The organism is Lonsdalea quercina subsp. quercina (assembly GCF_000688695.1).
Classification (GTDB): domain Bacteria; phylum Pseudomonadota; class Gammaproteobacteria; order Enterobacterales; family Enterobacteriaceae; genus Lonsdalea; species Lonsdalea quercina_D.
This window is the reverse complement of record NZ_JIBQ01000003.1, coordinates 329,989-344,576: the sequence shown is the minus strand read 5'-3', so window position 1 is coordinate 344,576 and position 14,588 is coordinate 329,989. Positions and strand designations below refer to the sequence as shown.

At 57.7% G+C, this 14,588-nt stretch carries 8 protein-coding genes; 3 read left to right on the top strand and 5 right to left on the bottom strand.

The window, feature by feature from the left end; genetic code table 11:
• Position 1: 1 nt before the first annotated feature.
• The 3 genes from menH to menF form a co-directional block, all read right to left on the bottom strand.
• Entirely contained in the window at positions 2-772 is a 771-nt protein-coding gene (gene menH / locus SB13_RS02755) for a 2-succinyl-6-hydroxy-2,4-cyclohexadiene-1-carboxylate synthase (protein ID WP_026738882.1), read from the bottom strand.
• Entirely contained in the window at positions 772-2,454 is a 1,683-nt protein-coding gene (gene menD / locus SB13_RS02750) for a 2-succinyl-5-enolpyruvyl-6-hydroxy-3-cyclohexene-1-carboxylic-acid synthase (protein ID WP_026738881.1), read from the bottom strand. The genes menH and menD overlap by 1 nt, the downstream gene beginning before the upstream one ends.
• A 107-nt stretch (positions 2,455-2,561) precedes the next feature.
• Entirely contained in the window at positions 2,562-3,887 is a 1,326-nt protein-coding gene (menF, locus tag SB13_RS02745; RefSeq protein ID WP_026738880.1) for an isochorismate synthase MenF, read from the bottom strand.
• Between the two features lie 281 nt (positions 3,888-4,168).
• On the opposite strand from menF, the gene SB13_RS02740 reads away from it, so the two are divergent.
• The 3 genes from SB13_RS02740 (at position 4,169) to rcsB (ending at position 8,682) form a co-directional block, all read left to right on the top strand.
• Complete coding sequence (locus SB13_RS02740; protein ID WP_036150023.1) at positions 4,169-5,350, top strand: MFS transporter; 1,182 nt, start codon at positions 4,169-4,171, stop codon at positions 5,348-5,350.
• 5 nt (positions 5,351-5,355) lie between these two features.
• Complete coding sequence (rcsD, locus tag SB13_RS02735) at positions 5,356-8,025, top strand: phosphotransferase RcsD (RefSeq protein ID WP_026738878.1); 2,670 nt, start codon at positions 5,356-5,358, stop codon at positions 8,023-8,025.
• 6 nt (positions 8,026-8,031) lie between these two features.
• A complete protein-coding gene (gene rcsB, locus SB13_RS02730) occupies positions 8,032-8,682 on the top strand; it encodes a response regulator transcription factor RcsB (protein WP_026738877.1) in 651 nt (216 codons plus the stop codon).
• Positions 8,683-8,814: 132 nt separating this feature from the next.
• Here the strand turns inward: rcsB and rcsC are convergent, their stop codons facing one another.
• Positions 8,815-11,676, bottom strand: a complete 2,862-nt coding sequence (gene rcsC / locus SB13_RS02725; protein WP_036150022.1) for a two-component system sensor histidine kinase RcsC — start codon at positions 11,674-11,676, stop codon at positions 8,815-8,817.
• Positions 11,677-11,807: 131 nt separating this feature from the next.
• A complete protein-coding gene (gene gyrA / locus SB13_RS02720; RefSeq protein WP_026738875.1) occupies positions 11,808-14,453 on the bottom strand; it encodes a DNA topoisomerase (ATP-hydrolyzing) subunit A in 2,646 nt (881 codons plus the stop codon).
• Positions 14,454-14,588: the final 135 nt, after the last annotated feature.

Below are 14,588 nucleotides of genomic sequence, written 5' to 3'. Positions count from 1 at the left end.
TTTATTCCTTTACGGGGTGGGAAATTAATGAACGGATCCGCGCCGCATAGTCGGCCGGATTCGCCTGATGGGCATTATGGCCGCCGTCGGCCACGCTTAGCAGCGGCAGAGCAGCCTGCCGCGCCAACGTCTGAAATTTCGTGTCGCGCTCGCCGCACAGATAGCCAAACGGCACCGACAGCCGTCGCAGCGACGCGGTCAGGTTCGGCTGACGCGCCAGCGATGTCGCGGTTAGCATTCTGGCCACCGCCGCGCCGTCGTTATGGCTGCGCCGCTGTGTCAACGCCTGCCGCTGGGCGGTGGTCAGGTCTGCGAAGACCGGCTGCCGATACCAGTCCGTCAAGACCTGCCCCAGCGGCTCATGCGCAAAGCGATGCGCCCAGCGGGCATCGTGCCGCCGTCGCGCCTCCCGCTCGTCCGCCGTCGCCAGCCCCGGATGGCCGCCTTCCACCAGCAAACCGCGCAGCCCCTGCGTCTCGCCGTGACAGGCATGAAACATGGCGATACGACCGCCGAGCGAATAGCCCAGCAGCCAGTAGTCGCTCACGCCCTTCTCCGCCAGCAGCGCGGTGAGCTGACGGCTGACATCTTCAAAACCCTCGGCGGACTGATGACGGGCGTCACCGTGTCCCGGCAGGTCTACCAACAACAAAGGGCGATCGCTCAGAAAAGGAAGGAGGGGCAGCCAGTCTTCTCCGCTGCCCAGCAAACCGTGGAGTAACACCAGCCACGGCAGCGCCGGCTCGCCTTGCTGGACGCAGCGCGCACGCATCACCATGAGGCGACCTCGTCCAGGAGCCGTTGCAGGCACTCCGCGCCCGCTTTCGGCGACACCGCCACTTCCAGCAGCGTCGTCGCCGGCTGTTCAAACCCGTCGGATGCGGCATCGACCACTTCGCGCCAATTCGTCGCTCGGGCATAGCGCAGGCCGAATAGCGCGGCGGCATGACTGAATTCCACCTGCTGCGGCATACAGTAGAATGTTTCCCGCGCCTGCTCTGGCGTCGGCAATAAAGAGAATATCTGGCCGCCGTTGTTATTGACGACGATCAACACCAGAGGCGCGGGAGGATGGCGCAGGAGCGCCAGGGCGTTGACGTCATAGAGCGCGGACAGATCGCCAATGACCGCCAGCATAGGACGGCCGTTAGCGCGCTGCACGCCCGCTAGCGTGGACACCAGACCGTCGATGCCGCTGGCGCCACGATTGGCGTACACCGGATAGCCCGCAGGCAGCCGGGCCAACGCATCCACCAAACGGATGGTCAGACTGTTGCCCAGAAAAAGCTGTCCCGCCTCCGGCAACAGCGCAGGCAGGCGATGCGCCAGCTGCGCTTCGCCAAACCCTTCTTCCAGTCGTGCGGCGACCTGCGCGCCGACACGTTCAACACACTCAGGCAAGGTGTCCGCCCACGGCTGGGGCGGCTCTGCCTCCGGAGGATGCGCGGCCAGCCAATCGGCGATTGGCGCGACCAGCCGACGCCCGCTATGATGGGCCGGGTCCAGACGGCCGGGCAACATGTCCACCAGCCAATACTCCTGGGGCTGAATCGCCGACTGCCACTGCAAGAGCCGCTTACCGGTCAAACCGGCGCCGAACTGGATGACAATCTCGGCCTGCAGCAGGCGATCGGCCTCGGGGNGCGCCAGCCACAGATCCGCATGGGGCAACGGTTGACCAGTTTGGGAGAGTACATCGCCAAGCAATGGCCAGCCCAGTTGTTCAGCCCAGCGGGCGATGGCCTCTCCGCTCTCGGCCGGTACGCGACCGGCGATGACCACGCCGCGTTTTCGACGCCACGCCGACCAGTCGGGCTGCGCCTCGCAGCGCGGCGCAGATTGATCCGTCAGCAGCCACGGCGATGATTCACGCCACCATGCTCCCAATGTCTGCAGCCAGATTTGATAGGCCTCCGGGTCATCCGCGCCGTACAACGGCTCGGCGAAAGGACAATTGATATGCAGCGCGCCATGCGTCAACCGTCCCNCCACATCATCAACGGCGGAGACCAGCCAGCGTGCCGGAATATCCGGGGTCGGTCGGGGAAGCGCCAGCGTAAGCGTAGGATGAGAGGCAAACATGCCGGGTTGGCGGATAGCCTGATTCGCGCCGCAGTCGATGAGCTCCGGCGGACGATCGGCCGTGAGCACCACCAGTTTTTCGCCGGTCAGACCGGCTTCGATGATCGCCGGATACAGGTTCGCCGCCGCCGTTCCCGACGTCACGATCACCGCAACCGCCTGTCTGGTGGCCTTGGCCAGCCCCAACGCCAGATGCCCAAGCCCACGTTCATCGAAGTGGGTATGGCAGGTGAGCGCCGGGTGCTCCGCCGCGGCGAGCGTGAGCGGCGTCGAGCGGGAGCCGGGGGCGATGCAGACATGGCCTACGCCATGCCGGGTTAGCGTTTCCAGCAGAACTGCCGCCCAGCGGCGATTAAATACATTCGTGGACATGGTCGACTCAACAACTCTGGTTGCGGGTTGTAGCAATAATTATATTTTGTTTTATATCGCCAACTTTGATGTAAACCCTTAGCAGGTACAACAAACATAAAACAAAACTATGACATGTCGCTGTCCAGCAGCGATTTGAGGCCGGCCGCCTTGGTTTCCAGCTCCTGCCACTCTTGCTGTGGATCCGAACCGGCGACAATTCCCGCGCCGGCGTATAACGTCAGGCGCTCCCCTTCGACATCCGCCGAACGCAGGGAAACGCAGAACTCGGACATTTGACGCGACAGGTAACCGGCCGATCCGGCGTACCAGCCGCGGTCGAACGGTTCATAGCAGGCCAAATAGTCTCGGGNGGNGGCGCGAGGCAGCCCCGCCACCGCCGCCGTCGGCTGTAACAGCTGCAAGCAAGCACGGTCTTTAGCCTCAAGCAGTTCCGCGCGGATCGCCCGACGCAGATGTTGCACCTTGCGCAAACGGAGGGTTTCCAGCGGCAGGACTTCCAACTCCGTCGCGGCCTGAGACAAACGCTGACGGATATCGTCCNCCACCAGCTGGTTCTCGTTCTGATTCTTGACGTCCTGCATAAGCCACTGCGCCAGCTCGTCGGCACGCCGATCGTCGAGATCGTTGGCGACGGTTCCGGCCAACGCTTCGGTCTCCAGACGGTTTCCCTCCCGGCGGTAGAGTCGCTCGGGGCTGGAGCCTAGAAAGGCGCGATCCGGCGTGAAAGCCAGCATGAAGTGGTAGCAGTCATGATTGGCCGCACGGCTGGCCGCCATCAGGGGGGCCGCCGCCAGCGGACGATCGAGCGTCAACCGGGTCGTCCTCGCCAACACCNCCTTTTGTAAAGCACCGGCCTTAATCTCCGCCAACGCCTGCGCGATAAGGTCGGTCCATTGCGTTTTTTCGGGATGGTGCGCCGTGAGCCTGACGGTCGCCGCTAACGGCGGCAACGGATGCGCCGTTGCCAGCTGACGCAGTGCCTTCAACGCGTTTTCAGCATCCTGACGCAGCGAGACGGCGCTGAAAAGGTTGACACGCAGCACGACTCGTTCGCTCTGACGCAACAGCGTGATCCGCGGTAAAAACAGGTAGCCGTCGAGAGGCTCCGCCTGAGCCAGCGTGGGATAACCGAAGGCGTTCAACCCCCACAGCCGCACGTCATCGTCGAGATCCTCGCGTTGCAGAAAGGCTTCAGCTTCAGAGGCGGAAGCAAAGGTACATACAGCGCCGCATGCGGCGGCCTCTTCCGGATCTCGCCGGTGCTGCCAGTAAAACTGAGGATACAACGTCTGAGCGGCCAGCCAGGCCGTCAGTTCCGCCCCTTCCCCTCTCTCCGCCGACAGCGTGAAAGTGCGAAAGCCCGCGTCATCTGGCAACGGCGCTCCGAGCGCCCGTTCCATACGCTGCAACAGGCCTGAAAGTTGCTTCACGTCGCCCCCGGTATCCTAACTGAAAGTGTGGGATTATACGGGCGCAGTTCTGGAAAAAAAACGCCGGGAGACTTTTGGACGAAGATTGTGCCCTGCTCGCCCGTTTTTCCCGCCCTGGCGTCCCCCTGAGGCAGGCTGCCGTTGAACCCATTTAGGCACGTAATCACCGCCTGAAAAAGACGACGTAGCGGAGAGGAAAAGCAGATCCCCTTTCGATAAAAGGCCCGAGTTATGGTAAAAGTAACCCATATCTCTGATTCCAGACGTGGTCTCTGTCTCTCATGCATTCAACCGTCGGCACCAAGCCCATTTCCCTCGACTCTCCCCTGGCGGATAAAGCCGTTCAGGTCGCCACACGAGTTGGTTTTTTGATCTCCGGCACCGCCATATCCTGTTGGGCGCCGCTGGTGCCTTACACCAAGCACCGGCTGCATATCAACGACGCCACGCTCGGCGTGCTGCTGCTGTGCATTGGCATCGGCTCATTGATCTCCATGCCGATGGCCGGATTTCTGACGGCCCGGTTTAGCTGCCGACGGGTCATTTTCGCCTCCGGCACGGTGCTGTGCGTGCTGCTGCCGATGTTGACTTTGCCTGAAACGTTTCCGTTGATGGCGCTGACGCTGGGTATGCTGGGCGCGATGCTGGGATTGATGGATGTCGCCATCAATGTCCAAGCCGTCGAGGTGGAGCGCGCCTGTCAACGGGCCCTGATGTCCAGCTTTCACGGCTTTTATAGCGTTGGCGGGATCGTCGGCGCTGGCTGCATCAGCCTGCTGCTGTGGCTGGGACTGTCTCCCTTGCTGGCGACGGTGGCGATGGCGTTGCTGATCTGGCTCCTGCTGTTCTGGTCGCAGCGCCATATGGTGCGCGCCACGTCGCGCGCCAACGGGGGGCCTTTGCTGGCGATACCGCGAGGATGGGTGCTGTTCATCGGCATTTTGTGCTTCATTATGTTTCTGGCTGAGGGCGCCGTTCTGGACTGGGGCGCGCTGTATCTGACCGCGTTTCGCGGCATCGATGCGCGTCAGGCCGGTATCGGCTTCGCCGCCTTTTCCATTACGATGACGCTGGGGCGGCTCTATGGCGATCGGGTGGTCAACCGTCTTGGCCGCTTTGCCGTCATCGCCGGCGGAAGCCTGTGCGCCGCTGCGGGACTGCTGATGACGATTACCATCGACAATCCCTTCACCGCCATCGGCGGCTTTGCGTTAGTCGGTCTTGGCGCGGCCAACGTGGTGCCCATCCTGTTTACTACCGCCGGTAATCAGACGATTATGCCGCCGCATCTGGCTCTCGCATCCATCACCACGATGGGCTATGCCGGTTCTCTGCTCGGTCCGACGTTGTTAGGATTTGTGGCCCAGATCAGCAGCCTGTCGCTGGCGCTGGGCGTTATCGTTATGCTGTTGCTGGCAGTCTGCGCCAGCTCTCGCGCCATCATCCGTTCGTCTGGAGATTGATTGACATGCCCGCCATCATCATGCGTTATTTCTCTCTGTTTGTTTTACTGCTACTGCTGGTGTTCGGGGCGTTCAGCTACAACTACATCAACGGCTGGATGACGGAGAAGAAGTATGCTCTCACCGATATCGCCGAAAGCATGCAGAAGCGGATCGACACTTATCGCTTTTTTACCGACCAGATTTATAAAAACCTGCTCGTGGACGCCCCGCCCCCGACCGAAGGCGCGGTGAACGTCATTACGCTGGTGCCGAACGTGTTTTACGTCGAGCAGCGCGGTCAGAAAACCGATACGCTGATTTTCGGGCAGCACGAGAAGAGTACGCTCTACTCCATGCACAAAATTTCGCAGTACCTGGACATTCTGTGGGGCGCGAAGACCGACGTGTTTTCGATGTACTACCTCAACGGCACCGATAACAGCCTGACGATGATCTCCACCCAGCCGCTGAAAGACGTCTCTTCCCAGTTTCGCGGCAGCTATATCGCCGCGCTGATTGAAGCCCGCAAGGCGGAAATGCTGCAGCAGGCGAATGCGCTGGACGAACGTGAAAGCTTCTCGCCGTTGCGCAAGCTGCGCTTTTATAACAACTACTATTTCACCCTGCGCACCACCTTCAACCAGCCGGGGCATCTCGCGACCGTGATTGCCTTCGACCTGTCGATCAACGATCTCATCCCGCGCAACATGGAGCGAGAGAATCTCATGCTGCGTCAGCAAACGCTGCCGATGAGTATGGAAACCGGCACCGATAACGAAACGCCGACCGATGTCCGCCTAGAAGGCACGATGGTGGAAGTGTCCGCCCAATTGACTAACGCGCCGCTGAAAATGGTGTACAGCATCCCTCTGGACCGTCTGATAACAGACATGCTGCGCACCAATATCTGGATGATATTGCTCAATCTGGCGCTGCTGCTCATCGCGTTGATGGGCTTTTACGCTTTTCGACGCCACTTTTCCCGTCCCCGGGAAGACCTGTCGTATCGGCTGAAGAAGCAGCAGAACATGTACACCGAAATCATCGGCCACCTACCGGTGGGCGTGCTGGTCTACGACTTCAGCGCCAATAAAGTGGTGGTAGCGAACGCGCTGGCGGAACGACTGTATCCGCATCTTAGCCTGAAGAAAATTGCAACGCTGGCGGAAGAACATCAGGGCGTGATTCAGGCGACCGTCGATAATGAGATGTATGAAGTGAGGCTGTTCTACAGCCTGTTCGTGCCGGACTACTGCCTGTTCTTACTACGCGAACAAGAGCAGGAAATCGTCATCAACAAGAAACTACAGCTGGCGCAGCAGGAGTTTGATAAGAACATCGCCGTGCGTAAGCAGTTGTTCCACAACCTGAGCCAGGAGTTCAAACAGCCGCTCAACGCGGTGCATCAGCTGGCGCTGACGCTGCGCAACGAGCAGACGCAGGACGAACGGCAGCAGTCGCTGCAACTGCTGATTAGCGAGGCCGCCTGCGCCCTGAGCCTGATGGAAAATATCGCTCTGCAGGCTCAGCTGGAAACAGACGAGTGGGAAGTGGCGCACGCGCCTTTTTCGCCGCTCGCGATCGTCGACGATATACTGCTGACCTTATTGCCTCGCATACAGCAAAAAGGAATCAGCCTGTTTAATCATTACCAGCTGGATATTCGACAGACCTATCTCGGCGACGGAGAGTTATTAAAGAAAACGCTCTCGTTATTAATGGATTATACCGTTACCAATACGGACTACGGCAAAATCACGCTGACGCTAAAACATCCTGGAAAGTCATCGGGACATTTCGTCATACAAATTAACGATACGGGTACGGATGTTTCCGTCGAAGAACTCGATAATGTACAGCATCCGTTCGCCGCGCCGGCGCTTTCTGATCGATTCAGCCAAAATTCCGGATTAACCTTATTTTTATGTCAGCAGCTTTGCCACAAACTGGGCGGTCAATTGCAAATCAACCGACTGCCGGATTTAGGCACGCAATATACGCTGACGCTGAAAATGGACCCCGTCGAGCTTCCGGAGGAGGAAGAGGAAAAGCTGCTGGATGGCATTACGGTGTTACTGGATATCACCTCGGATGAAGTACGGCAGATAGTTAGCCGCATGGTCAGCCAGTGGGGTGCGGACTTCGTCATTTATGATGAACGACTGATTAATCAGGAAGCGGACCTCACGATTACGGACAACGCAGGAAAAGTCGCAGACGACACGCTGTTGGTGACCGGAGAAGATACCCAATGCGTTTCTCTGGGCAAACGGCGGCTGCGCNCCAGCTACAACATCAGCCCGCTGATGCTGGATGCTCTGCTAACACTGATCGAACAGCAGTTGGAAACGTCCACCGACGACAGCCGTCCGGCAACGGATGACGACATCGGTTTTTACGCTCGCCAACTGCGCAGCAGCGATTACTTTTCACTGTTCGTAGAGACAGTACCGGAGGATATGAACAGGCTGTATACTGAAATCCAAGGTGGCGATTTTGTGTCACTGGCTCAGACAGCCCACCGGCTCAAAGGCGTGTTTGCCATGCTGAATCTGCATCCGGGCAAACAATTGTGTGAAGTCCTGGAACAACTAATAACCTCGCAGGATAGTGTGCAGATAAAGGATAACCTTCAACAGATTGAACGTTTTGTCAGTGCATTACTACAGCAAGGTGGCCAACAATATGAGTAAACAACAATGAACAACATTAATGTAATTATTGCAGACGACCATCCAATCGTTCTTTTCGGCATCAGAAAATCGCTGGAGCAAATCGAATGGGTGAACGTCGTTGGGGAATTTGAAGACTCAACAGCATTAATCAATAATTTACCAAAGCTCAACGCCAACGTTCTTATTACTGATTTATCCATGCCAGGGGATAAATACGGCGACGGAATTACGCTGATCAAATATATCAAGCGTCACTTTCCGCAGCTGTCAATTATTGTTCTGACCATGAACAACAACCCAGCGATTCTCAGCGCCGTACTGGAGCTGGACATCGAAGGGATCGTACTCAAACAAGGCGCGCCGACGGATCTGCCTAAGGCTCTGGCTGCGCTGCAGAAAGGCAAGAAATTCACGCCGGAAAGCGTGAGCAAGGTGTTGGAAAAAATCAGTGCCAGCGGCTACGGCGATAAACGCCTGTCGCCGAAGGAAAGCGAAGTGCTGCGCCTGTTCGCGGAAGGTTTCCTGGTGACAGAGATTGCCAGAAAGCTTAACCGCAGCATCAAGACCATCAGCAGCCAGAAAAAATCGGCCATGACCAAACTTGGCGTCGATAACGATATCGCGTTGCTGAACTACCTCTCCTCCGTCGGCGTGGCGTCGACAGAAAAAGAGTAAAGCCTTCTCCCGCCGATGACCTCGGCGGGCACTCAACGCTCAGGCTCTCCTCAGAGCCTTTTTTCGTTTCCCTCCCCTGTTCTCATCGCAAGCCAGACTTGCAACAAGCGCGTACCGAGGCGAGGACGTCTGTCAGCTATCCTTGGACTGCTCGGCGTTGCTCTGGCGCACCAGATTGGCGTAATACGCCAGAGACTGTTGCAGCGTATCCAGCGTTACCGGCTTCGACAGGCAGTTATCCATACCGGCTTCTAAACAGCGCTGCCGTTCTTCCGCCAACGCATTTGCGGTCACGCCTATCACCGGCAGCGTCAACGCCATCTGCCGCATCCGCCGAGTGAAACCATACCCATCCAGATTCGGCATGTTGACGTCGGTCAGCACGATATCGACCTCATGTTTACTCAGCACGTCGAGAGCGTCTAACCCATCGTTGGCCGTGACCACCTCGTATCCTAGCGATCCCAACTGGTCCGCCAGCAGACGGCGGTTAATCGGGTGATCGTCCACAACCAGAATGTGGATATCGTCATTGTCGCAGCTGTAGCTCGCCGAAGCCGGAGCGGCCGACGCCGACGCCGGCAGCGCGTCTTTACCGCGATAAATGCGTTGCAGCAGCAGCGGCAGATCCTGCGGGGCTGAGGTACTGTGCTCCCAGCATCCCGGCGATACTTCCTGTGCCGACCCCGTATGCGAACCGCTGATCAGAATGTGCGCACGCGCCCCCAGGCTCTGACTCAACGGATAGTCGCTGATGACAATCTCATCGGCCGCCACAGCCTGCCCGCTATAGTCCTGCACATTCAGGCCATGCTCCTGCAGGAACGCGCACAGGTAATTTCCCATATAGGCGTTGCGAATGCGCAGCCAGGCGTTTTTCCCCTGTAATAGCGGATTGATCACCGTCAGCGGATACTGAGCCTGATACAGCGGAATGCGAATGCCGAACTGGCTGCCCAGCCCCGGGGCCGACTCGATCGTAATGTCGCCGTCCATCAGATTGACCAGCTTTTCACAAATCGCCAGCCCCAAACCAGTGCCCTGAAAATGCCGCTGCACGCCGGTTCCCGCCTGGAAGAAGGGATCGAACAGTTTCATCACTTCGCGCGTATTGATCCCCACTCCGGTATCCCGCACCAAAAACTCGATATACCCATCGCGACAGCGGACCTGAAAGACGATGCAGCCGGTGTCGGTAAACTTGATGGCGTTACTCAGCAGGTTGGACAGCACCTGCTGTAGACGCACCGGATCGCCTGAAAGACTTACCGGCACTTTGGGTTCGATAAAGCAATAGAGCGTCAGGCGCTTCTTGACCACCAGCGGCAGGTAGTTGCTCACCACATGGCTGATCACTTCGCGCGGGATAAACTGGCAGTTTTCGATCTTCAACTGCTCGGACTCGATTTTAGAGAAGTCGAGGATATCGCTGATGATTTTCAACAGCAGCTCAGACGAATTGTGCATGGCCGTCACCAGCCGGTTAGCGTCTTTCGGCAGCGTCTTCGTCTGCAGCAGATCCAGGTTGCCGATAATGCCGTACAAAGGCGTGCGCAATTCATGACTGACCGTCGCCAGGAACATGGATTTGGACTGGCTGGCCTGCTCAGCCGCGTTCGCCATTTCCTGCAGAGACTCTTCCATTCTGACGCGGGCGCTAACGTCCAGCAGGACGCAGATCGCTACGTTCTCGTTGCGATAGCGTGAATGCACGAAGCTGATTTGCAGATGATGGTTACGGCTGGTCAGCACATCCACGGATTTAGACTGCTGCTCGCAGATAATCTTGGTCACGCGGATACGATCTTCGTAGGTCAGCAGGCTGAGATAGTTGTGGGCCAGCTCGTTACTCAGAATATTGGCGCCGTCGCTAATCCGCAGGATACAGATCCCCACCGGCGCGGAGGCCACGATTTTGCGGTTGAACTGTTCGTTCTCCTCCAGCTGAAACGCGTTTCGTTCCGCGGGCAAAAACATGCGCTGCTCCAGCACCCGGGTAATCACAAATAACGCGATGGCCGACAGCAAATTTAGCAACGCCATATTCATGATCAGGGAGTTGAGCGCCGCCAGAATGACTTCCAGCGGCAATGCGTACACGACGCTCAGCGTCGTCGGCAGCAACGCCTTCTTCAGAATCAGGGCATTGTAGTTATTGATATAGCCGAAATAGGCGCTGACGTCGGGGTAAGGTCCATTGATATTATTGCGCGCCGCATCGCTGAACTGCATCAGCGTGCGATTGTTTTGGTCGAGCAATTTGACGCTAAACGGCAGATCGCTGCTCAGCATGAAATCATCCAGACGTATGGGCTGTTCGATTCCCATCACCGCCACCAGTTGGTTCTCCACATAGATCGGCATCAATGCATAGAAGTAGCCGGTTTCGGACGTCAGGCCGGAGCTGACCCAGAACAGGCTGTCGTCGCGGCGGGTCGACAGTTTGCTGTTGCGCTGCCCCTGCAGGCGTTCCTGCACGTTTCTCACCAGACTCTCGCTGTCCAGCGACTGGTTACGGATGCCGAAATCCACCAGGCACTGCTGGCGTCGGTCGACAAAGAAGATACGGTTTAGATCGTAGACGGAAGAGAAATCGTGGTGCCACTGCTCAAAGAAGTGGATGAGCGGCGTCAGCTGGGAGGAATTTTTCTCGTACTCCGCAGCGCAATTGACCGACGACGACATACCGTAAATCGAATAGGCCTTCTCCTGCACCTCGGTAAGATGCTCCCGGCCGGCATTGGTTGCGCTCAGCCGATTGGTCGCCATGTATTTCAACTCGCGCGCCACATCGGTGGCTCGGCGAATATATCCCAAAGATTGGTCGGCATTCAGGGTAAACAGATGCCTCAGCTGAGACTCGCGTTCATTCAGTGCTTTACTGAGATAAAACAAGGAAATCAACGCCCCCAGGAGCCATAGCGCCAGAGCCAGCGCCCGGAACAGATACCGGGAGAATTTCAGTGTGGTCTGAAATGAAGCTACAAATTTCAAGGGAATACCGTCAGGTTATGGGATAGAGAACTGCCGCCGAACCGGCGGCTACCACAGTACCGATCCCGCATAAAAAAAGCCAGCGCATCACGCGCTGGCTTAGTTATCACATCCGAAGGAGCTCCCGCGGATTATTCGTCGTCTACGGCTTCATCGTCGTCGTTGTCAGATTCGTGCTCATCGCCTTCCTCTTCCAAGATCTCACCGTCGACGATACCTTCAACGACGCCGTCCAGCTCTTCGTCTTCCACTGGTTCAGCGACGCGCTGCAAGCCGACGACGTTTTCGTCTTCAGCAGTACGGATCAGCGTGACGCCCTGGGTGTTACGACCCACGATGCTCACCTCGGATACACGAGTACGCACCAGCGTTCCGGCATCGGTAATCATCATGATCTGATCGGCCGTATCGACCTGTACCGCGCCAACGACCTGTCCGTTACGCTCGCTCACCTTGATAGAGATGACCCCTTTGGTGGCGCGAGATTTCACCGGATATTCGCCCACCGCAGTACGCTTACCGAAGCCGTTCTGCGTGACGGTCAGGATGTCGCCGTCGCCGCGAGGAACAATCAGCGAGACCACACGGTCGTCATCCTGCAGGTTGATGCCGCGCACGCCGGTCGCAGTACGACCCATGGCACGTACCGCCTGCTCGGAAAAGCGCACGACTTTCCCTGAGGCGGAGAACAGCATCACTTCATTGCTGCCATCCGTCAGGTCAACGCCAATCAGTTCGTCGCCGTCGTTCAGGTTGACGGCGATGATGCCGGCGCTACGCGGGCGGCTGAACTCGGTCAGCGCGGTCTTCTTGACCGTACCGCTGGCCGTCGCCATAAAGATGTTCAACCCTTCTTCGTATTCACGCACCGGCAGGATAGCGGTGATGCGTTCATTCGGCTCCAGCGGCAGCAGGTTGACGATAGGACGTCCACGGGCGCCTCGGCTGGCTTCCGGCAGCTGGTAGACTTTCATCCAGTACAGACGGCCACGGCTGGAGAAGCACAGGATCGTGTCGTGGGTGTTCGCCACCAGCAGACGATCGATGAAGTCCTCTTCCTTGATACGGGCGGCGGACTTGCCACGGCCGCCGCGACGCTGGGCCTCGTAGTCGGTCAGCGGCTGATACTTCACGTACCCCTGATGAGACAGCGTCACGACAACATCTTCCTGATTGATCAGGTCTTCGATGTTGATGTCGGCGCTGTTCGCGGTGATCTCGGTGCGACGCGGATCGTTGTACTGTTCCTTGATCGCTTCGAGCTCTTCGCGAATGACTTCCATCAGGCGGTCCGGGCTGTTCAGAATGAACAGCAGTTCGGCGATTTGCTCCAGCAACGCCTTGTATTCGTCCAGCAGCTTTTCATGTTCCAGACCGGTCAGTTTCTGCAAACGCAGATCCAGAATGGCCTGAGCCTGCTGTTCGGTCAGGTAATAGCGACCGTCGCGGATACCGAATTCCGGCTCCAGCCACTCCGGACGCGCGGCATCGTCGCCGGCGCGTTCCAGCATGGCCGCTACGGAACCCAGTTCCCAGGCATGTGAAACCAGAGCCGCCTTCGCTTCCGCAGGCGTCGGCGCCTGACGAATCATCTCGATGATGGGATCGATGTTCGCCAGCGCGATGGCCAGACCTTCCAAAATGTGGGCGCGTTCGCGTGCTTTACGCAGCTCATAAATCGTGCGGCGCGTCACCACTTCGCGGCGGTGGCGCACAAATGCGGAGAGGATCTCTTTCAGCGTCATCAAACGAGGCTGGCCCTGATGCAGCGCCACCATGTTGATGCCGAACGACACCTGCATCTGCGTCTGGGAGTAGAGGTGGTTCAGGACCACTTCCCCGACCGCATCGCGTTTGATTTCGATGACGATGCGCATCCCGTCCTTATCGGACTCATCGCGCAGTGCGCTGATGCCTTCGATACGCTTGTCTTTCACCAACTCGGCCATTTTTTCTATCAGGCGGGCTTTGTTCACCTGATAAGGAATTTCGTGCACGATGATGGTTTCACGGCCGGTTTTCGCATCCGCTTCGACCTCGGCGCGAGCGCGGATATACACCTTGCCGCGGCCTGTACGATACGCTTCTTCGATGCCGCGCTTGCCGTTGATGATGGCGGCGGTAGGGAAATCGGGTCCCTTGATGTGCTCCATCAACCCTTCGAGGCTGATGTTTTCGTCATTGATGTAGGCCAGGCAGCCGTCAATCACTTCAGACAGGTTGTGAGGAGGAATGTTGGTCGCCATCCCCACCGCGATACCTGAAGATCCGTTGACCAGCAGGTTCGGAATGCGCGTAGGCATGACGTCTGGAATCTGTTCCGTGCCATCGTAGTTCGGCACGAAATCAACCGTTTCTTTGTCCAGGTCGGACAGCAATTCATGGGCGATTTTCGACATGCGAACTTCGGTGTAACGCATGGCGGCAGCGGAATCTCCGTCGATCGAGCCAAAGTTACCCTGTCCATCCACCAGCATGTAACGCAGCGAGAATGGCTGAGCCATACGCACGATGGTGTCATAAACCGCACTGTCACCGTGGGGGTGGTATTTACCGATGACGTCCCCGACCACACGGGCCGATTTTTTATAAGGTTTGTTCCAGTCATTCCCGAGTACGTTCATCGCGAACAGTACGCGACGGTGTACCGGCTTCAGGCCATCGCGAACATCTGGCAACGCACGTCCGACAATAACAGACATGGCATAGTCCAGATACGAGCTTTTCAGCTCCTCTTCGATGTTAACCGGTGTAATTTCTCTGGCAAGGTCGCTCATGGAGCCGCTATCCCTCTATTAATGCATCTACCCGAGTTCAAAAGGTGAAAAAGTATATCACAAAGCGGCGTTTCGGGGGAAACTCCGCACCCCGCGCCGGGTTTTTACCGCCTGGCCAGGATACTGATTTTTATG